This window comes from Actinomadura kijaniata (assembly GCF_014138665.1).
In the GTDB taxonomy this organism is placed as follows: Bacteria; Actinomycetota; Actinomycetes; order Streptosporangiales; family Streptosporangiaceae; genus Spirillospora; species Spirillospora kijaniata.
Map to the genome: position 1 here is coordinate 816,861 of NZ_JACJIA010000001.1, position 18,305 is coordinate 835,165.

Sequence of the window (18,305 nt, forward strand, 5' to 3'; positions counted from 1 at the left end):
CGCCCGGCCCGGAACGGCGGCCCGCGACGCGGGCGGGGACGCCGGGCGGCGGTCACCCCCACTGGCCGGGCCGGTAGTCGCCGGCGGGCTGCCGGATGAGGACGTTCATGCGGTTCCAGGTGTTGATGAGGGCGATCAGGGACACCAGGGCGGCGAGCTGGTCCTCGTCGTAGTGCTCGGCGGCGTCGGCCCAGGCCTCGTCGGTGACGCCGCCGGCGTCGGCGATGCGGGTGCCCTGCTCGGCCAGCTCCAGCGCGGCGCGCTCGGCGTCGGTGAAGACGGTGGCCTCCCGCCAGGCGGCGACCAGGTTGACGCGCACCGCGGTCTCCCCGGCGTGCGCGGCGTCCTTGGTGTGCGCGTCGGTGCAGAAGCCGCAGCCGTTGATCTGGCTGGCGCGGATGGCCACCAGGTTCTGCGTCGCGGTCGGCAGGGCGGAGTCGGCGATGACCTTGCCCGCCGCGGCGAGGTGCTTCATGTACCTGGTCGCGAGGGGGGTGGCGTAGTAGGGGAAACGGGCGTCCATGGGGTTCTCTCCTTGCCGTGTCGGCTGTTACACCCCAACGACGCGGCGGCCCGGCACGAGGTAACGCCGGCGCGGCGGCGGTCGTCTCGCTGGTGGCGACCCTCGTGCTGCTGGGCGACGGCTGGGAACGCGGGACCGGTGTGGAAGGGCCTGCGCGCCGAGGGCGAGGCCGCGCTCCACCGCGCCTGACCCCGGCGGGTCTCAGACGGCGGCGCGGTCGGCGGCGCGGTCGGCGGCGCGGTCGGCGGTCACGATCGCCTCCAGCAGGCCCGGGAACGCCTGCCCGAACTCCTCGCGGCGCAGGGCGTTCATCCGCGACGTCCCGGCGTAGTACTGCCGGATCAGCCCCGCCTCGCGCAGGACCCGGAAGTGGTGAGTGGCCGTCGACTTGCTCACCGACAGGTCGAACCCGCCGCACCTGATGTCGGCGGACGAGGCGTGCAGCCGCGTCACGATGCCGCGCCGCACCGGGTCGACCAGGGCCTCCAGCACCTGCTGGAGCGGAACGGTCCTCGGGTCCGGGTGGTGCGGTTCGCGTTCGGCGTCGGTGCTCATGCCCCCATGGTACGACGGTCATCGAAGTTTGACAGCCATCGAACTTAAGTGCTTGGGTGGGGCTCCGCTCCGCGAGAAGGGACGAGGCGATGGCCAGGACGGTGTTGTTCCACGAGCTCGGCGGCCCCGAGGTGATGCGGCTGGAGGACGTCCCGGTCGGCGAGCCGGGGCCGGGCGAGGTGCGGATCCGGGTGGAGGCGATCGGCGTGAACCGCGCCGAGGCGCTGTTCCGCGCCGGGGTCTACATCGAGCCGGTGCGCAAGTTCCCCGCGCGGCTCGGCATCGAGGCCGCCGGGGTGGTCGAGGCGGTCGGCGACGGGGTGACCGGCGTGCGTCCGGACCAGCTGGTCAGCGTCGTGCAGACGTTCTCGCCGAACGACTACGGCGTCTACGCCGAACGCGCCGTCGTCCCCGCCTCGGCCGTGCTGCCCCGCCCCGAGGGGCTCGGCGCGGTCGAGGGCGCGGCCGTGTGGACGCCCTACGTGACCGCCTACGGCGCGCTGGTCGAGGTCGGCGGCCTGCGCCCCGCCGACACCGTCGTGCTGAACGCCGCCTCCAGCGGTGTCGGCCTGGCCGCCATCCGCGTCGCCGACCGCGTCGGGGCCACGCCCATCGCCCTCACCCGCACCGCCGCCAAGCGGGACGCGCTGCTGGCGGCGGGCGCCGCCGAGGTGATCGTCACCGATACCGAGGACGTGGCCGACCGCGTCCTGGCCGCCACCGGCGGCCGCGGCGCGGAGCTGGTCTTCGACGCCGTCGCCGGACCCGGCGTGCGGGAGCTGGCCCGCGTCGTCGCCGACGAGGGCATGCTGCTGGAGTACGGCCTGCTGAGCGGCGAGCCGACGCCCTACCCGGCGTTCGACCTCGGCATGCCCGCGCTCAACATGCGCACCTACACCATGCTGGAGACCACGACCCGGCCCGACCGGCTGCGGCGCGCGGCGGCGTTCGTGGCCTCCGGGCTGCGGTCGGGCGCGTTCCGGGCCGCGGTGGACCGCACCTTCGACCTCACCGACATCGTGGAGGCGCACCGGCACCTGGAGTCCGGCACCCAGATCGGCAAGATCGTCGTCACCGTGTGACCGGCGCGCTCACTCCCGCTCGGGCGCGGCCGAGGCCAGCGCCTCGTAGGCGGGCAGCAGGGCGTCGGCCAGGTCGCGCCGCCGCACCCTGACCGGCGGCGGCGCGGCGACCTGGAGCACGAACCCGGGCGGGACCGGGGGAGCGGGACGCCGCTCGCGCAGCCGGGCCAGCCCGGAGGGCCGCGCCCAGAACCCCTCGGCCGTCAGCGGCTCGTCCGGGGTGTCCTCCTCGGCGGCGGCCGGGGCGCGCCGCAGCGCCGTCAGCAGGTCCTCGCGGGTGCGGCCGTTCCAGGCCAGCACCAGGAACGGGTCCTCGTCGAACGCCCGCGCCAGCGCGTACAGCACCGCCGCGCCGTGGTCGCACGGCGTCCCCCAGTCGTCGCAGCCGCACATCATGTGCAGCGCGGCGGGGAACAGGGACGTCCCGGCCTCGGCGAACACGTCGGCGACCTCCGGCGGCAGCTCCCCCGACAGCAGCCGCGCCCGCAGCACCGGATGCGCCGCCAGCGCCGCCTCGACGCGCCGCCAGTCCGCCGGGTCGATCGCGTCGACGCCGAGCGCGACGTCGAACGCCTCCCCGCCCAGCCCCGCCACCCGCGCCGTCACCTCGTGCGGCGCGACCTTCAGCCGGTCCACCCGCTCGGCCTCGGCGAACACCCGTCCCCGCGCCATCCGCACCGGGTCGGCCAGCGCCTCCACCGCCGCCAGGAACCGCTCGGACCAGCTCATCAGTCCGCCACCGCCTCGGGCGCGAGCCACAGCACGTCGCGCAGCTCGGCCACCGACAGCTCGGTCAGCCAGTCCTCCCCGGTGCCGACGATCGAGTCGGCCAGGGCCTTCTTGCGCTCGATCATCTCGTCGATGCGCTCCTCCATGGTGCCGACGCAGACGAACTTGCGGACCTGCACGTTCCTGGTCTGCCCGATCCGGAACGCCCGGTCGGTCGCCTGGTCCTCCACCGCCGGGTTCCACCAGCGGTCCAGATGCACCACGTGGTTGGCGGCGGTCAGCGTCAGGCCCGTCCCGGCCGCCTTGAGCGACAGCAGGAACACCGACGGCTCGGGGTCGTTCTGGAAGTGCTGCACCAGGTCGTCGCGCGCCTGCTTGGACGTGCCGCCGTGCAGCCACAGCACCGGCCGCTCCAGCCGGGACGCCAGGTACGGCTGGAGCATCGACCCGAACTCCGCGTACTGCGTGAACACCAGGGCCTTCTCGCCCTGCTCCACGACCTGCCCGCAGATCTCCTCCAGCCGCTCCAGCTTGCCCGACCGCCCCGCCAGCCGCGACCCGTCCTTGAGCAGCTGCGCCGGATGGTTGCAGACCTGCTTGAGCTTGGCCATCGTCGCCAGGACCAGCCCGCGCCGCTGCCGCTCGTCGGCCTCGGCGATCTGCGCGAGCATGTCGTCCACGGTCGCCCGGTACAGCGACGCCTGCTCGGGCGTCAGGTTGCAGTAGGTCTTGATCTCCTGCTTCTCCGGCAGGTCCGAGATGATCGACCTGTCGGTCTTCAGCCGCCGCAGGATGAACGGCTGCGTCGCCCGCTTGAGGGCCAGCGCCGCCCGCTCGTCCCCGTCCTTCTCGATCGGCACCGCGAACCGCTCCCGGAACGCCGCGCGCGGCCCCAGCAGCCCCGGATTGGCGAACTCCATGATCGACCACAGCTCGGTGAGGTGGTTCTCGACGGGCGTGCCGGTGAGCGCGATCCGGGTGCGCGCCGGGATGGACCGCACGGCGCGGGCCTGGCGCGTCCCGGCGTTCTTGAGCGCCTGCGCCTCGTCGCACACCACCCGCTCCCACCCGACGCGGCCGAGCACGGCGGCGTCCCGCGCGGCGGTCCCGTAGGTGGTGAGCACGAGGTCGGCGCGCCCCACGGCCGCGACGAGGTCCTCGTCCCGGTGCCGCCCGGTCCCGTGGTGCACGTACACCCGCAACTTGGGCGTGAACCTGGCGGCCTCCCGCTGCCAGTTCCCGACCAGCGACATCGGCCCGATCAGCAGCGTCGGCCTGGGCGTCCTGCCGCCTTCACGCTCGTACGCCAGCAGCGACAGGGTCTGGAGGGTCTTGCCGAGGCCCATGTCGTCCGCGAGCAGCCCGCCCAGCCCGAGGTCGCTCATGAAGCGCAGCCAGGCCAGGCCGCGTTCCTGGTAGGGCCGGAGCGTCGCCTCCACGCCCTCGGGGGTGGTCATCGGGGTGAGGCGGCGGTCGGCCTGGCCGGACAGCAGGTCGCCGAACGCGCCGTCGGCGTCCACGTCCAGCAGCGGCAGCGCGTCGTCGCCCGCGTTGACGATCGCGCGGATCGCCTCGGCGGCGGTCATCGTGCCCGCGCGGGGCTGCCGCAGGAACTCCAGCGCGGCCTCGAGCTGCTCCTCGTCCAGCTCGACCCACTGGCCGCGCAGCCGCACCAGCGGGGTCTTGAGGCGGGCCAGCTCCGCCAGCTCGTCCTCGTCGATCGACTCGTCGCCGATCGCCAGGTCCCACTTGAACCGCATCAGCCCCGACAGGTCGAACCCCGACCCGGCCGCCGCGCCGCCGCCCTCGTCGGGGTCGTCGCGGGTGGTCAGCCTCATGCCGAGCCGCGCCCTGCCCGCCCAGGTCGGCAGCAGCACCCCGAACCCCGCCGCCGCCAGCATCGGGGCCGACTCGCGCAGGAACCGGAACGCCCCGGCGGTGTCGAGGACCAGCTCGTGCGGGGTGTCGCCGTTGAGCGCCCGCGCCATCCCGGGGAACAGCCGCAGCGCCCGGCCGAGGCCCTCCAGCAGGGTCTCGCGCGCGTTCGGGATCGACGTCGCCTCGCCCGCCCACACCAGCGCGGCGGGAACGTACAGGCTCGGGTCGTCCACGCCCTGCAACGCGAACTCCACGCGCCAGGACTCGCTCTTCTCCCCGCCCTGCCCGTAGTCCAGCTCGTCCGCGCCCGGCTCGGCCAGCCGGAAGCACACCCGCAGCGGCCCGGAGGGGCGGCGGACGGCGGCGGCCCAGGCGTCCAGCTCGGCGATCAGCTCGTCGGGGTCGTCCCGGGGCTCGCGGGCGACCACCGGGTTCGGTCCGGTCAGGGCCTCGACCCAGCGTTCGGCGAGCGGCAGCCGGTCGGGGACCCTCCCGGCGCGCGGCGGCAGCAGCGGATGCGGCACGATCCCGCGCACGGCCGTGTCCACCAGCCCCGACAGCGCCTCGCGCAGCACCTCGGCGGCGGGGCGGCCCCCGTCGGCGGCCCGGCACGCCGACGGCATCGCCCGCACCAGATCCCCGAACCGGTCCCCGTCGTCGAACACCGGCCGCCACCGCGCCACCAGGTCCCCGTCCTCGCGCAGCAGCGCCGGGAGCACCTGGCCGCGTCCGACGAGGTGCACCGCCTCCTCGGCGAGCAGGCACAGGTAACGCAGGTCGGTCCCGCAGACCACGTCCCCGCTGTGCTCGGCCGCCTGCAACAGCGCCATCGCCGGGAACGGCTCCAGCACCAGCGCCGGGACCCGCCACTCCCGCAGGCGCGGCGGCTCGTCGTGCGGCGTGGAGTCCAGCTCCGGCGACGGCACCGGCATCCCGCCCACGGTCGGCAGCGCCATCGCCAGCTCGACCCGGAACGCGCCCCTGACCATCGGCTCGTAGGAGGTCCCGGTGAAGTCGCGCGTCGCGAACGGGTGCGCGTCCGGGTCCGGCTCGCGGCTCCCGGTCCGTTCGGCCCACAGGCACAGTGCGCCGCCGTGCCAGGCGGCGTGCGCGACGAGCATGAGCGAGATCCCCCGAGCGTCCGACTGCGGCCGGGCCACGAACCTACCAGCGCCCCCCGACAGCGGGGACGCCCCTCGGTCCGCGTCCCGCGCGCCCCCGCGGCCGGCGTCCCTTCGCCGTTCCCGCCGCACGGGCCCGCGCGGTTCGGCGCCGGGGGATCCCGCCCGACATGGGCGGAAGAACAGGACAACGCCCCTGTCAATCCCGCTGTCCGACTCCGGTCGGATCTCGCCCGCGAGTTGGGATGTTCGTGATACTTCACGGCAATCGTCGACGATCGCTCGCGCGTTTTCCGGCGCGCGAGGTCCTGCTCCCCCGAAAGGACACCGATGTTCGGTCGACGCTGGTTCCTCGCCGCCTGCGGCGCGCTCATGACCGCCGGGTCGCTGGCCGTCTCACCGCCCGCGGGAGCCGGATCCCGGACGGCCGCCGCCGCGACCCCCATCGACCGCGGATACGTGGAGAACTTCGTCGAGTTCGACGAGGGAAAGCACGAGAGGATCGCGGCGCACGCCAAGCGCCTCATCGACGCCGCCAACGGCGGTTCCATCAACATCACCCTCTACTACTTCGACCGGATCGAGATCGTCGAAGCGCTCGCCGCCGCGGCCGGGCGCGGTGTCAGGGTCCGCGTCGTCATCGACGGCTGGAACCGCGGCCGCGCCGAGTACAAGGCCCTCATCGAGGCGTCCAAGGTCCCCGACCCGAAGCAGCGGATCGCCGTCGCCACCTGTAGTCCGAGGAAGGTCGACTGGGAGGGGCGGAAGGTGGCGACCCGCGGCTGCATCGCCAACCGCGACGCCTTGGACGAGGCCGGCAACGCCGTCAGCGAGCCCTCCATCATGCACAACAAGTTCATGACGCTGTCGAGCGTGCAGACGACCGGCGGGACGGTGAACAACGTCGTCTACGTCTCCTCCGCCAACCTGGACTGGTGGCACGGGAAGGACGCGACGGAAAAGAAGGCGTACGAGAACGTGGTGACCCTCACGAGCCCCGAACTCCACCGGTTCTACGCCGAACGCTACTTCGACGACCTGTTCCACGGCCCGAACAGCACGGGGAACAACGAGTACGGCGACCCGGACCCGGACCCGGAGACCGACAACAACCACCACAGCGCCGACTACGAGGTCTTCACCTATCCCCGCCAGGTCCACGACCCCGTCGGCGAGGCCCTCGCCGAGGCGGCGGAGACGTGTTCCACCACCAGGACCGACGACGTCATCAAGGTGGCCAACTTCAGGATCTCCCGCCGGAACATCACCGGGATCCTCGGGGTCGCCAAGAAGAGAGGGTGCACGGTCCAGGTGGTCACCGGCGACGTGGGCGACGATCCCCGCACACCCGCGAACGACCACTACCCGGCGCTCACCGACCTGCTTGAGGCGAACATCGACATCAAGCTGTGCGGCCCCGCCATGGGCGCCTACTCCCAGATGCACGAGAAGACCCTGATGATCGGCCACGGCCCCACCGCCGGGCTCTACATCGGCAGCGCCAACATGACCGACGGCGCCATGAAGTACGCGGACGAGAGCGTGCTGCGGGTGATGAAGACGTCGCCCCTGTGGTCGAGGTTCGACCAGCACGCCAACGCCCTCCACGGCTACTGCCCCACGTGGAACCCGCTGAACGACCGGCGGTCCGTCGCCGCCGACTGACCGGGAGGGAACGCGGCGCGCCGGGGGGTCGGGTCCCCACCGGGACCCGGCGCCCCGGCGGCCGGCCCTCAGGCGACGTCCAGCGCGTACCGCACGCGGTCGAGGCGGCCCGCCCCCAGGTCCTCCTCGGAGATCAGGAACTCGATCCCGGTGATCTCGCCCCAGGCCGTTCCCTCCTCGGCCGAGACCTGGAGCAGCGGACGGCCGTGACCGGGGGCGACGTCGTGCTCGTCCCAGCCGAACAGCAGGTGCCGGGACGCGGGGAGCGCGTCGCGCGCGGCCACGCAGGCCCCCATGATCCTGACGATGTCGACGTTCCCGCTCTTCCAGAGGCGTTCGAGCTCGGGCGCGGTGTGGTCGGGGACCGACAGCGCGGGGCGGGCGTCCAGCGGCAGCGGCGGGATCACGTGGGTGCCGTCCGGGGCGGGACGTTCGGGGTCGTCGCCGGGAACGTGCAGCACGCGACAGCCGGGGCTGACCGGGAACTCGTCGGCAAGCGTGTCCTCGCCCTGCCGGAACCCGAACCAGTCGTCGTAGAAGAACAGCAGGACGCCGTCGCGGGGAAGCGGCCAGTCACCGTCGTACAGCGGGGCGAGCGACGCGCAGTCGAGCCGGACCAGCAACGTCAGCGCCTGCCCCCGGTGAACGGGCCATTCCATGCCGGCCGGGAGCGGCGGCAGGCCCCCGTACACCGACGCGCCCTCGCCGACCTCCAGCGCGACGGCGGGCCGCACCAGCGACAGCACCGCCTCGGCCGACTCGGGGTCGCCGTGCTCGTCCAGGGCCTCCCGGAGAAGATCACGCATACCGCGACAGACTGCCACAGGGACTCGTGGACCGTCGGCCGCGTCGCCGTCGAGCCTCGCCGGGTCGCGTTCCGCCCGCCCGCTGACCGGCGCGATCGTGTCCGGCGACGGCCCGTGCGCGCGCATGGCCTCCGCGGTCGGCCGAACGTTCATCAACGGTGGCCTTCCGTTCCTAGCAGTTTGTCCCGCAGTTCGCAGGGCGTGTGGGCGTGGACGACAACGGTCCACTTGTTCACGCACCGCACCGCGTGCCATATCCCTCGCGGGTCGCACACGATCCCGTGGTGGGGGAACCGCCGCCGCAACGCCGCTACCAGGATTGCTTCGGTCACTGCCTGCGCCAGCATCCATACGGCAGCCCGGGATTCCACGAGTGCGAGTCCGCTTGCGGCGAAGACTACTGGGAATGCATAGGGATGCGTTTTTGAGAGGGTCCTCTGCCTGACCTGCCCTTGACGAAGGGCGAGCGCCGCCACTTCCACGGCACCGCACGCCGCCCAGGGCCGCGCGGCGTTCGAGCCGCCTGTACCCCCGCGCTCAGGGAACGCAGTGGTGCCGGTCCGGGCGGTGCGCGGCCCGGACGGTGGTGGCGGTGAGCGCCTGGCCGGGATCCAGGCGGCCGCCGGTGAAGGCTCTTCCGGAAACGGGGAGCCAGCACCACCTGTCGCCGGTCCGGTTCCAGGCCGAGCGCCCTCCGCCGACCAGGCCCTGGCCGGCGACGTCGAAGGTCCCGTCGCGGTAGGCGGCGACCCTGCCGGTGCCGTCCGGCCCCTCCCAGACGCAGAACCGGCTGGCCGGGCAGCCGTGCCACAGCGCTTTGGCCGCGTGGACGGCGGCGACGCTCGGGACCATGAGCAGCGCCGCGGCCAGCGGTTCCAGGAACGGCTTGCGCATCGTGGCCTCTGCCCTTGGGATCGGGGACGCACGCGTCGTGCGGGACGGGGCGTCGCCCACACGACCCACGGTCGTTCACCGAACGTGGCCGATCAAGCACATGGCGTGGACGCGCCATCGGTTGAAGAGCGGACGATCGCCGCGCCCTTTCCGTGTTCGTTACCCACCGGGGCCGATGCGCTCCGTAAAGTAAACCCATCGGTATGAGTCGCTGACGGTCGCGGGGCGGCTCGGCGCCCCGTCCCGGGAGCCGGAGGGAGGGCGAGAAGGTGGCACCGACACCGGAGCGGACGCGGCCCCGGCGGGCGGAGGTGCGGGAGGCCGTGGCCCAGGCCCTGGAGGAGTCGGCCTTCCACGCCGCCCGCGGCGTGCGGCCCGCGGCCCAGCGCGTGGACCCGCCCAGGGTGGGCGTCGCGGTCGCCCGCCTGGTCGACGTCACCCGCCGGGAGCTGCTGACCTTCGACGACCCTTCGGGGTGCGTCGTCCAGGGGGTGCCCGAGCGCCTGCTGACGCACGCGGCCGACTGCGTTCACCGCGCGGTCGCCCGGGTCCCCGCCGTCCGGCAGATCACCTCCCCGCAGGGGCTGGCCCACGACGCCGAGCTGGGCACCATCCCGTGGCGCGACGGCGGCCAGGCGCGTCTGATCCGGCAGATCCCCTTCCGGCTGGGGTGTTCGACCGCCGGACGGCCGTGATCCCGCTCGACCTGGAGGTCTTCTACAACGGCCTGCTCGTCATCCGCGACCCGGCGGTGGTGGACGCGCTGACCCGCCTGCACCGCGGCTGGTGGGACGCCGGGGACGACCCCGCCGCCGGCCGCGATCCCGACGAGCCGCCCGCCCACCTGGTCCCGGTGCTGGCCTGCATGCGCGGCGGCCTGTCCGACCAGGCCGCCGTCGCGCGCCTCGGGCTCTCGCCGCGCACCTACACCCGCCGCGTCGGCGAGCTGCTGGACCTGCTCGAAACCACCAGCCGCTTCCAGGCCGGGACCATCGCCGCGCGCCGCGGGTGGATCTGAGACGGCCGGCCGGTCAGCGGAACCGGTCGGCGTTGTCGGCGACCCACTGGCGGAACGTGCGGGCGGGCGTTCCGGTGACCTCCTCCACGGTGGAGGTGAGCGGCCCGGGAACCTCGACCAGATCGGCCTGGGCCCGGAGGACGCCGTCCACGGCCTGCTCGGGCCAGCCCCGCGCGAGCAGGCGCCGCCGGGCGTCCTCGACCGGTGTGTCGACCCAGCGCACCGGGCGGCCGATCTCCTCGCCGATGACGCGCGCCTGCTCCGCCTGCGTCAGCAGCCCCGGCCCGGTCAGCAGGTGCTCGGCGCCGACGTGCCCGTCGGAGACGAGCGCGCGCACCGCGACGGCGGCGATGTCGTCCTCGTGGATGGGGGCGGTGGTCGCCGCGCCGTGGGGGCCGCTGACCACGCCCTCGTTCCGGATCTGCTCGGCCCAGGCCAGGGTGTTGGCCGAGAAGGCGTGCGGGCGCAGGGACGTCCACTCCAGCCCGCTGCGCCCGATCAGCCGCTCGGCCTGCCGCTCGTGGTCCCGGACGGCGGCCGACGACAGGTAGACCACGCGGCGGGCGTGCTCGGCGACCATGTCCAGGACCGCGGACAGCCCCTCGGCCGTGGCGAACGGCCAGACCAGGAAGACCGCGCCGACCCCGGACACGGCGGCGCGCAGGCTCGCGGGGTCGGAGAGGTCACCGCGCACGACCTCGCCGGGCGTGGGCCCGGCGGCCCGGGGGTCACGGGTCAGCGCCCGCACCTCGGCCCCCATCCCGGCCAGCCGCGCCGCGACCCGCCGCCCCACCGTGCCGGTCGCGCCCGCGACCAGGATGCTCGTCCGGTCGTCCATCAGCGGTTCCCCTTCCGTTCCGGGCCCCTCGGCCCGCTGTGATCGACCGTAGGCGGGACGGCGCGGACGGGCCATGCGCGGAACTCGCCGGTTTCTACGCGATCGTCTTCTCCCATGGCGCACGGATAGGTTTCCGGTGTGGACATGCTCAGCGACGTGGTCGACATCGTGCGCACCGGGCAGCCCCGGTCGGCGCGCGTGCGATGGCACGCCCCATGGGGGCAGCGTTTTCCCTCCGCCCCGGGGGCGGTGGGATTCCAGGTGGTCCTCCAGGGAACATGCTGGCTGTTCCCACCGGACGGTGGCGCACCGGTCGCGCTGGGCACCGGCGACGTGGTCCTCTTCCCCCACGGGCACGGACACGGCCTGGCGGACAGCCCCTCCACTCCGCTGGCGGCCCCGGCCTGCGATCCCTACGACGACGCCGGTCTCCACGCCTCGGACTCCGGCGGTCGGACCGCCCAGGACGTCACCGCCGTGACGCTGTGCGGCGGTTACCGGCTCGACCGTTCCCGAGCCCATCCGCTGCTGGGCGAACTGCCCGACACCGTCCATCTGCCCGCCCGTCTGGGACACCGCACCGAACTCCGCGCGGCCGTCGAACTGCTGGCGGGCGAACTCGACCGGCCGCGTCCCGGCACCGACGCCGTCGTGCCCGCCCTCCTGGACACGCTGCTGCTGTACATCCTGCGCACCTGGTTCGACGACCGGCTCCGGGACGGCGCGGGGACCGGATGGGCGGCGGCGCTGGCCGATCCCGCGATCGCCGCCGCGCTCCACGCCGTCCACCACGACCCGGCCCACCCCTGGACCGTCGCCTCCCTGGCGGCGCGCGCGGGACTGTCCCGCGCCGCCTTCGCCAAACGCTTCCGCTCCACGGTGGGCCGGCCGCCCCTGCGCTACCTGACCTGGTGGCGCATGACGGTCGCGGCACGGCTGCTCCGCGCCTCCGACGCACCGCTGAGCCAGGTGGCCGCCGAGACCGGCTACTCCTCGGAGTTCGCCTTCGCCAACGCCTTCAGGCGCGAGCACGGGACCGCCCCCGGCCGTTACCGCCGGCGCGGTCGGCCGGAACACGCGCGGGCCCGCACCGGGCGCGGCGGCCCCGCGGACACGTCCTAAGCTCGTGGCGTCGTTCCGCGGAGATCACTTTGGAGGGTGTTGTGGGCGAGTTCGTGCGGGTCGAGGTCGAGGACGGCGTCGCGACGATCCGGCTGGACCGGCCGAAGATGAACGCGCTGAACGCGCAGGTGCAGCGCGAGCTGATCGACGCCGCCCGGCGGGTCACCGAGGACGACGCCGTCGGCGCGGTCGTACTGTACGGCGGGGAGAGGGTGTTCGCGGCGGGCGCGGACATCAAGGAGATGGCCCCCATGACCTACGCGGAGATGTCCGGCGGCCCCTCCGAGCTGTTGCAGGAGTTCACCCGGGCGCTGGCCGCGATCCCCAAGCCCGTCATCGCCGCGATCACCGGGTACGCGCTGGGCGGCGGCCTGGAGGTCGCGCTGACCGCCGACTTCCGCGTGGTCGGCGAGGGCGCGAAGGTCGGGCAGCCGGAGATCCGGCTCGGCGTCATCCCCGGCGCGGGCGGCACCCAGCGGCTCACCCGACTGGTCGGCCCGGCCCGCGCCAAGGATCTGGTCTTCTCCGGGCGGCACGTGGCGGCCGAGGAGGCCCTGGCGATCGGCCTGGCCGACCGGGTCGTGCCCGACGCCGACGTCTACGCCGAGGCCGTGAAGTGGGCGCGGACGTTCGTGGGCGGGCCGGCCGTCGCGATCCGCGCCGCCAAGCAGGCCATCGACGCGGGCCTGGAGGTGGACCTGGCGACGGGCCTGGAGATCGAGCGCGTCCAGTTCGCCGCGCTGTTCGGCACCGAGGACCAGAAGAACGGCATGCGCTCGTTCATCGAGGAGGGGCCGGGCAAGGCCACGTTCACGGGCCGCTGACCGGCCACCACACCGGCGGGACGCGCAGGGCCACGACGGCCGCCAGCAGGGCCGCCGCCAGCAGCGGGACGACCACCCGGCGCAGCGGCGGCCCGCTCGTCCCGTAGCGGCCGCGCAGGACCAGCGCCCCGGCCGTCAGCAGCCCGAACGGCAGCGCCCCGTCCCCGGCCGCCGGGGTGACCAGCAGCGCCGCCAGCAGCACCGAGTACCCGGCCCCGGCCGCCGCCGCCAGCACCACCAGCCGCACCAGCAGCTCCAGCGGGACGGCGGACACGGCCGCGACCCGCGCGCCGAACCGCCCGGCCCGCGACAGCCGCGCCCGCATCCGCCGCCACGCGTCCCGCGCGTACGCGGCCAGGAAGTACCCGGCGCAGGCCACCGCCGCGGGCAGCGGCAGCAGCGCGCACAGCGCGGGCAGCGCCACCAGCGCCGCGCCCCGCGCCGCCCGCCGGACGCGCGCGGCCCGCCGTTTCGGCTCGGGCGGCTCCTCGGGCGGGGGAGCGGGGACGTGCTCGGTGGCCGCGTCCACGGCGCTCCCCGCGAGGTCCTCGTTCCCCGGCAGCGCCCCGGCCGCCGGGCGGCGCGCCGGGACGGGCGACAGCGCCGCCTTCACCAGCGGCAGCAGCTCGCGCGGCACCCCCGACAGGTCGGCGCGGCCGCGTTCCATCCGGGAGAACACCGCCTGCGACGGCCCGGCCCCGAACGGCGGGCGCCCCGTCGCCGCGAACGCCACCGTCGCGCCCCAGGAGAACACGTCGGCGGCGGGCGTGGCGCGCAGGCCGTCCAGGACCTCCGGGGCGAGGTAGCCGGGCGTCCCGATGGCGGTGCCGGTGAGCGTCAGCCGGGTGGCGTCCAGGTGGTGCGCCAGCCCGAAGTCGATCACCACGGGCTCGCCGTCCACCATGATCACGTTGGTGGGTTTCAGGTCCCGGTGCACCAGCCCGGCCCCGTGGATCGCCGCCAGGGCCCGCGCCAGCCCCCGCACCAGGCGGTCCAGGTCCTCGCCGCGCAGCGGTCCGCGCTCCCGGACGACCTCCGCCAGCGTCCGGCCCTGCGCGTACCGGGTGACGAGGTAGGGACGGCGCGCGCCGAGGTCGGCGTCCAGCACCTCGGCGACGTTCGGACCGCGCACCAGGCGCAGCGCGGCGACCTCGCGCTCCAGCCGCCGCCGGGCGACCGCGTCGCGCGCCACGGTCGGGTGCAGCACCTTCACCGCCACGGCCCGCCCGGCACCGTCCAGGGCGAGGCTGACCTCGCCCATGCCACCGACACCGATCTCCTCCAGAACGCGGTAGGGACCGATCCGTTCGTCGACTCGCATAGGGGACACCCGCCGGGCCTCGGGGACTGCGGGGCCGATCGTAGGGGGCGTTCGGCCCGAAGTCCGGAAGGCGCGGCGGGTGTCCCCGAAAAGTGGATCAGGGGCGCGTTCCGGGGCGGTCCACCACGCCCTTGGCGAGCAGCGCCGTCCAGGTCACCACCCTGCCGGTCGCGGGGACGCCACCGGCGCGCGACCGGTGGTCTTTCCCCGCGGGGCCGGGGATCTGGACCATCCGCGAGCCGAGGTAGCGGTAGTCGCCCTCGCTCACGATGATCTCGCCGACGGACCGGCCCCGGTCGGTGACCATCGTGAACGCGACGCCGCGCCGCCCGGTCACGTCGGCCGCGCCGCGCCGCAGCCGCGCGCCCTCCAGCCGGGGCAGCAGCCGGTACAGGGCGGCCTGGAGGCGGGGGGGCGGGGCGGTCAGGCGCATCAGCGCGTCGACCAGCGTGAACACGTCGGCGTCGGTGACCGGGGCCCGCGGGTCCGGCGCCGGGTCGCTGAGGACCCGCAGCCGCGGCCCGGACCCGGGAGCGGTCTCGGCCCTCCTCTCGGCCCGCGCGGCGGCGAGCAGCTGCCGGCGCAGCGCCGCGGGGTCGGTGGCGGTGTAGCGGGTCAGGTCCGCCCAGGAGCCGGCCGGGCTCCGGCGAAGACCCCCGCCCCCGTTCGACGTCCGCATCCCGCCGCCGGTGAAGTCCACCCAGAACTCCCCGGTGGCCACCTTCCCGGTCACGCCGACCCCGTACCGCCGCGGCTCGGCGTAGGCGTGCCTGACATAGGTCCACTGCCGGGGCCCGGCGACCGGGCCGGGGTCGCTCTCGGCGGTGCGGGCGGCGCGCTCGCCCAGCTCGGCGACGTTGGCGACCGGCATCATCGGGGACGGGCGGCCCGGTGCGCCGGACCCGGCGTCCCGGACGACGGCCGCCGCCACCACGGACCCGGCCGCCAGCGCGGCGACCGCGCCGAGCCGCCACACCACGCGCGGCGCGCGACGTCGGCGGCGTTCGGGGCCGGGGGAGGCCGCCAGCAGACGCAGCCGCGCGGCGCGTTCGGCCTCCGGGGTCATCGGCGGCGTGTCCGCGCGCATTCCCCGGAGCGTCGTCAGCTCGTCCATCAGTCGTCTCCCAGCACGGTGCGGAGCTTGCGGCGGGCGCGGTTCAGGCGGGACGCGACGGTCCCGGCGGGCACGGACAGGGCCTCGGCGATCTCGTCGTAGCCGAGCCCGCCCCAGGCGAACAGCAGCAGCACGTCGCGGTCGCCCGCCGACAGCCGCGCCAGCGCGCCCGCCAGGCGGCGCTCGTCCTGCTCGGCGGCCACCCGCGACACGACGGTCTCGGCCATCGGCTCGGGCAGCGGGTCCACGCCGGTGCGGCGCAGCGCCCGGTAGTGGCGCTCCTCGGCCCGGCGGTGCCGGGCGATCAGCGTGGACGCGATCCCGTACAGCCACGGCCGCGCCATCGACCGCGCCGGGTCGTAGGTGGCGCGCCGCCGGAACGCGATCTCGAACGTCTCGGCCACGATGTCGTCGGCGGCCTGCGTGCCCAGCCGCCGCGCCGCGTAGTGGTGGATCTGGCGGGCGTACCGGTCGAACAGCGCCGCGAACCGTTCGGGGTCGTCGCCCGAACGCCGGATCAGCTCGCCGTCGTCGATCTCGTCCGGCCGCGCGTACGCGGCCGTCATGCGGGTCCTGGTCTCATCGGGGACTCCTCCAGCCGGGGGATGGTCGCCCGGTTGTCTCCCGATGGCCGGACCCTTCTTCACGCTTTTCCCAACCGGCTTCTCAACCGGCCTCGGCGCGTTCCTGCGCGGCGAGGACCTGCTCGCCGTACCGCTCGGTCCAGCGGCCCAGCGCGAGGATCGGCTCCAGCAGGCCCCGGCCCGGCTCGGTCAGCGCGTACTCGACGCGCGGCGGGGCCTCGGCGTAGCGGCGGCGCTCGACCAGGCCGTTGGCCTCCAGGCGGCGCAGCGTCTCGGTGAGGACCTTGGGGCTGACGCCGCCGATGCGCTCGCGCAGCTCGCCGGGGCGCGCCGGGCCCCCGCGCAGCGCGTACAGCACCACGGACGTCCAGGTCCCCGCCAGCAGGTCGAACCCGAGGCGCGCGGGACAGTCGGCGATGAACATCTCGGCCACGATCCTGCCCCTTTCGATACTTACCGGGAGGTGCGTCACGGAACGCCTACCGTCCCGACCGTACCGACCGACAAGGAGGCACAGGCGATGCGGATCGGAACGTTCGGCGCGGGGAACATGGCCGAGGCGCTCACCGCCCACTGGGTGCGCGCGGGCCACGAGGTGATGATCGGGGCGCGCTCCCCGGAGAAGGCGAGGGCGGCGGCCGGGCGCGTCGGGGCGCGCGCGGGAGGGCTGCGCGAGGCCGCGCGGTTCGGGGAGGTGATCCTGCTGGCCCTGCCGCACGACGCGGCGGTCGCGACGGTCCGGGCCGCCGGGCCGCTGGACGGCCGGGTGCTGGTCGACTGCACCAACCCGATCGTCCCGCCCGCGTTCACCCTGGCGACCGGGCACGGCCCGGCGGCGGCCGAGCGGATCGCCGCCGCCGCGCCCGCCGCCCACGTGGTCAAGGCGTTCAACCTCTGCCACGAGGGCATCTGGCGGATGACCCCGCCGGTCTTCGACGGCCGCCCGCTCGGCGTGCCGGTCTGCGGCGACGACCCCGGCGCCGTCGCGACCGCCGGACGGCTGGTGCGCGACGCCGGGGCCGTGCCGCTGCCGGGCGGCGGGCTGGCGCGGGCCGGATTGCTGGAGGCGACGGCGGCGTTCGTCATCGGCCTGTGGTTCGCCGGCGCCGACCCGGCGGCGATGCTGCCGCCCGTCGAGATCGCCATGGGCGGCGAGCCGCACGTGGTCTGAACGGGCCGCCGGGAGGGCCTGCGGCCGGGAGGGACGGGCCGGAGGGGTCTTCCGTCCGGGCCGCCGCGCCGGAGGCGGTGCGGGAGCGGCCGGACCCCTTCGCCGCGGCCCCAGGGTACCGGCCGTTCCCGGGCACGCGCGTCACCGTGCCCCTCGGGGCCCGGACGGGCCGCACGGAGGGCCCCCGTCTCCCGTACCATCTCGCGCCATGCGACAGGCGTATCGAACCGCGCTCGTGACCGGGGCCTCCAGCGGCATCGGCGAGAGCTTCGCCCGGCTGCTGGCCGCGCGCGGCACCGACCTGGTGATCGTGGCGCGCCGCGCCGACCTGCTCGACCGGCTCGCCCGCGAGCTGGTCGAACGCTACCGGGTCGCGGTCGAGGTGCTGGCCTGCGACCTCACCGACCCCGGCGCCCGCGCCGAGGTCGAGGGCCGGCTCCGCGACGACCCGGTGGAACTGCTGGTCAACAACGCCGGGTACGGCGCGTTCGGCGCGTTCGCCGACCTGGACCTCGACGACCAGCTCGCCGAGATCGAGCTGAACGTCACCGCCCTGGTCCGCCTCACCCACGCGGCCCTGCCGGGGATGCTGGAACGCGGCCGGGGCGGCGTCCTCAACGTCGCGTCCATGGCGGGCTTCGCGCCGTCGCCGGGCAGCGCGACCTACGGGGCGACCAAGGCGTACGTGGCGTCGTTCTCCGAGAGCCTGCACGCCGAGGTGGGCGGGCGGGGCGTGCACGTCACGGCGCTGTGCCCCGGCTTCACCCGCACCGGTGACGACGGCGCCGACCTGCTGTGGCTGCGCCGCGAGGACGTCGCCCGCGCCGGGCTGGACGCGGTCGCGGCGGGCCGGGCGCTGTGCGTGCCGGGCGCGCAGTACAAGGCGGCGCTGCCCGCGTTGAAGATCCTGCCCCGGGCGCTGCTGCGCGCCGCCGCCAACCGGCTGTGGCAGCAGGCGGCCGACACGCGGTGAGCGCCCCGTCGCCGGTCGCGGTTCCCGCATTCCTACAAGAAAGAGGAACGGCGGCTTGTGACGGGGGGAGCTTGACGTACGTGACAG

At 75.0% G+C, this 18,305-nt stretch carries 19 protein-coding genes; 8 read left to right on the top strand and 11 right to left on the bottom strand.

Annotated features, from left to right (window positions below; translation table 11 throughout):
* Positions 1-52 precede the first annotated feature (52 nt).
* The gene (locus tag HNR61_RS03895) at positions 53-523 is read right to left on the bottom strand and encodes a carboxymuconolactone decarboxylase family protein (protein ID WP_182841677.1); all 471 of its coding nucleotides are present in this window, start codon (positions 521-523) and stop codon (positions 53-55) included.
* 201 nt (positions 524-724) lie between these two features.
* Complete coding sequence (locus HNR61_RS03900) at positions 725-1,078, bottom strand: ArsR/SmtB family transcription factor (RefSeq protein ID WP_182841678.1); 354 nt, start codon at positions 1,076-1,078, stop codon at positions 725-727.
* 89 nt (positions 1,079-1,167) lie between these two features.
* Between HNR61_RS03900 and HNR61_RS03905 the strand changes: the two genes are divergently transcribed.
* Entirely contained in the window at positions 1,168-2,160 is a 993-nt protein-coding gene (locus HNR61_RS03905) for a zinc-dependent alcohol dehydrogenase family protein (protein ID WP_182841679.1), read from the top strand.
* Positions 2,161-2,169: 9 nt separating this feature from the next.
* Here HNR61_RS03905 and HNR61_RS03910 read toward each other — a convergent pair whose 3' ends face one another.
* Both HNR61_RS03910 and HNR61_RS03915 read right to left on the bottom strand, forming a co-directional pair.
* Positions 2,170-2,889, bottom strand: a complete 720-nt coding sequence (locus tag HNR61_RS03910) for an SWIM zinc finger family protein (protein ID WP_182841680.1) — start codon at positions 2,887-2,889, stop codon at positions 2,170-2,172.
* Entirely contained in the window at positions 2,889-5,888 is a 3,000-nt protein-coding gene (locus HNR61_RS03915) for a DEAD/DEAH box helicase (protein ID WP_182841681.1), read from the bottom strand. Before HNR61_RS03915 ends, HNR61_RS03910 begins: the two co-directional genes overlap by 1 nt.
* 330 nt (positions 5,889-6,218) lie before the next feature.
* Between HNR61_RS03915 and HNR61_RS03920 the strand changes: the two genes are divergently transcribed.
* The gene (locus HNR61_RS03920) at positions 6,219-7,553 is read left to right on the top strand and encodes a phospholipase D-like domain-containing protein (protein WP_182841682.1); all 1,335 of its coding nucleotides are present in this window, start codon (positions 6,219-6,221) and stop codon (positions 7,551-7,553) included.
* Positions 7,554-7,621: 68 nt separating this feature from the next.
* On the opposite strand, the gene HNR61_RS03925 is transcribed toward HNR61_RS03920, so the two are convergent.
* Positions 7,622-8,359, bottom strand: a complete 738-nt coding sequence (locus tag HNR61_RS03925) for a DUF1963 domain-containing protein (protein WP_182841683.1) — start codon at positions 8,357-8,359, stop codon at positions 7,622-7,624.
* 537 nt (positions 8,360-8,896) lie between these two features.
* Positions 8,897-9,253 (bottom strand): peptidase inhibitor family I36 protein, encoded by a 357-nt coding sequence (locus tag HNR61_RS03930; protein ID WP_182841684.1) that lies wholly within the window; start codon positions 9,251-9,253, stop codon positions 8,897-8,899.
* Between the two features lie 269 nt (positions 9,254-9,522).
* On the opposite strand from HNR61_RS03930, the gene HNR61_RS46625 reads away from it, so the two are divergent.
* Together HNR61_RS46625 and HNR61_RS46630 are read left to right on the top strand one after the other, a co-directional pair.
* Positions 9,523-9,948, top strand: a complete 426-nt coding sequence (locus HNR61_RS46625) for a hypothetical protein (protein WP_220508880.1) — start codon at positions 9,523-9,525, stop codon at positions 9,946-9,948.
* Positions 9,945-10,271, top strand: coding sequence for a helix-turn-helix domain-containing protein (locus HNR61_RS46630; protein ID WP_220508881.1), 327 nt, complete (start codon positions 9,945-9,947; stop codon positions 10,269-10,271). The genes HNR61_RS46625 and HNR61_RS46630 overlap by 4 nt, the downstream gene beginning before the upstream one ends.
* 13 nt (positions 10,272-10,284) lie before the next feature.
* Here HNR61_RS46630 and HNR61_RS03940 read toward each other — a convergent pair whose 3' ends face one another.
* A complete protein-coding gene (locus HNR61_RS03940) occupies positions 10,285-11,109 on the bottom strand; it encodes an NAD(P)H-binding protein (RefSeq protein ID WP_182841685.1) in 825 nt (274 codons plus the stop codon).
* A gap of 138 nt (positions 11,110-11,247) precedes the next feature.
* Between HNR61_RS03940 and HNR61_RS03945 the strand changes: the two genes are divergently transcribed.
* Positions 11,248-12,231: an AraC family transcriptional regulator gene (locus HNR61_RS03945; RefSeq protein ID WP_182841686.1), complete on the top strand. Its 984-nt coding sequence runs from the start codon at positions 11,248-11,250 to the stop codon at positions 12,229-12,231.
* 41 nt (positions 12,232-12,272) lie between these two features.
* A complete protein-coding gene (locus tag HNR61_RS03950) occupies positions 12,273-13,055 on the top strand; it encodes an enoyl-CoA hydratase/isomerase family protein (RefSeq protein WP_182841687.1) in 783 nt (260 codons plus the stop codon).
* Here the strand turns inward: HNR61_RS03950 and HNR61_RS46635 are convergent.
* The 4 genes from HNR61_RS46635 to HNR61_RS03970 all read right to left on the bottom strand — a co-directional run bounded on the left by HNR61_RS46635 (position 13,042) and on the right by HNR61_RS03970 (position 16,498).
* Positions 13,042-14,376, bottom strand: coding sequence for a serine/threonine-protein kinase (locus tag HNR61_RS46635; protein ID WP_220508883.1), 1,335 nt, complete (start codon positions 14,374-14,376; stop codon positions 13,042-13,044). The genes HNR61_RS03950 and HNR61_RS46635 overlap by 14 nt on opposite strands.
* 97 nt (positions 14,377-14,473) lie before the next feature.
* Positions 14,474-15,490, bottom strand: coding sequence for a hypothetical protein (locus HNR61_RS03960; RefSeq protein WP_182841688.1), 1,017 nt, complete (start codon positions 15,488-15,490; stop codon positions 14,474-14,476).
* The gene (locus HNR61_RS03965; RefSeq protein WP_182841689.1) at positions 15,490-16,056 is read right to left on the bottom strand and encodes an RNA polymerase sigma factor; all 567 of its coding nucleotides are present in this window, start codon (positions 16,054-16,056) and stop codon (positions 15,490-15,492) included. Before HNR61_RS03965 ends, HNR61_RS03960 begins: the two co-directional genes overlap by 1 nt.
* A gap of 100 nt (positions 16,057-16,156) precedes the next feature.
* Complete coding sequence (locus tag HNR61_RS03970) at positions 16,157-16,498, bottom strand: winged helix-turn-helix transcriptional regulator (RefSeq protein WP_182842280.1); 342 nt, start codon at positions 16,496-16,498, stop codon at positions 16,157-16,159.
* A gap of 96 nt (positions 16,499-16,594) precedes the next feature.
* On the opposite strand from HNR61_RS03970, the gene HNR61_RS03975 reads away from it, so the two are divergent.
* Complete coding sequence (locus HNR61_RS03975; RefSeq protein WP_182841690.1) at positions 16,595-17,245, top strand: NADPH-dependent F420 reductase; 651 nt, start codon at positions 16,595-16,597, stop codon at positions 17,243-17,245.
* Between the two features lie 208 nt (positions 17,246-17,453).
* A complete protein-coding gene (locus HNR61_RS03980; RefSeq protein ID WP_067818770.1) occupies positions 17,454-18,218 on the top strand; it encodes an SDR family NAD(P)-dependent oxidoreductase in 765 nt (254 codons plus the stop codon).
* The last annotated feature ends 87 nt before the right edge of the window (positions 18,219-18,305 follow it).

Bases quoted from the DNA above. Each gene is read 5' to 3' on its own strand.
- HNR61_RS03925 (WP_182841683.1), bottom strand. From the start codon at position 8,359: ATGCGTGATCTTCTCCGGGAGGCCCTGGACGAGCACGGCGACCCCGAG.
- HNR61_RS03940 (WP_182841685.1), bottom strand. From the start codon at position 11,109: ATGGACGACCGGACGAGCATCCTGGTCGCGGGCGCGACCGGCACGGTG.
- HNR61_RS03910 (WP_182841680.1), bottom strand. From the start codon at position 2,889: ATGAGCTGGTCCGAGCGGTTCCTGGCGGCGGTGGAGGCGCTGGCCGAC.
- HNR61_RS03900 (WP_182841678.1), bottom strand. From the start codon at position 1,078: ATGAGCACCGACGCCGAACGCGAACCGCACCACCCGGACCCGAGGACC.
- HNR61_RS03920 (WP_182841682.1), top strand. From the start codon at position 6,219: ATGTTCGGTCGACGCTGGTTCCTCGCCGCCTGCGGCGCGCTCATGACC.
- HNR61_RS46635 (WP_220508883.1), bottom strand. From the start codon at position 14,376: ATGCGAGTCGACGAACGGATCGGTCCCTACCGCGTTCTGGAGGAGATC.
- HNR61_RS03905 (WP_182841679.1), top strand. From the start codon at position 1,168: ATGGCCAGGACGGTGTTGTTCCACGAGCTCGGCGGCCCCGAGGTGATG.
- HNR61_RS03930 (WP_182841684.1), bottom strand. From the start codon at position 9,253: ATGCGCAAGCCGTTCCTGGAACCGCTGGCCGCGGCGCTGCTCATGGTC.
- HNR61_RS03895 (WP_182841677.1), bottom strand. From the start codon at position 523: ATGGACGCCCGTTTCCCCTACTACGCCACCCCCCTCGCGACCAGGTAC.
- HNR61_RS03960 (WP_182841688.1), bottom strand. From the start codon at position 15,490: ATGGACGAGCTGACGACGCTCCGGGGAATGCGCGCGGACACGCCGCCG.
- HNR61_RS03980 (WP_067818770.1), top strand. From the start codon at position 17,454: ATGCGACAGGCGTATCGAACCGCGCTCGTGACCGGGGCCTCCAGCGGC.
- HNR61_RS03915 (WP_182841681.1), bottom strand. From the start codon at position 5,888: ATGCTCGTCGCGCACGCCGCCTGGCACGGCGGCGCACTGTGCCTGTGG.
- HNR61_RS03970 (WP_182842280.1), bottom strand. From the start codon at position 16,498: ATGTTCATCGCCGACTGTCCCGCGCGCCTCGGGTTCGACCTGCTGGCG.
- HNR61_RS03965 (WP_182841689.1), bottom strand. From the start codon at position 16,056: ATGACGGCCGCGTACGCGCGGCCGGACGAGATCGACGACGGCGAGCTG.
- HNR61_RS03975 (WP_182841690.1), top strand. From the start codon at position 16,595: ATGCGGATCGGAACGTTCGGCGCGGGGAACATGGCCGAGGCGCTCACC.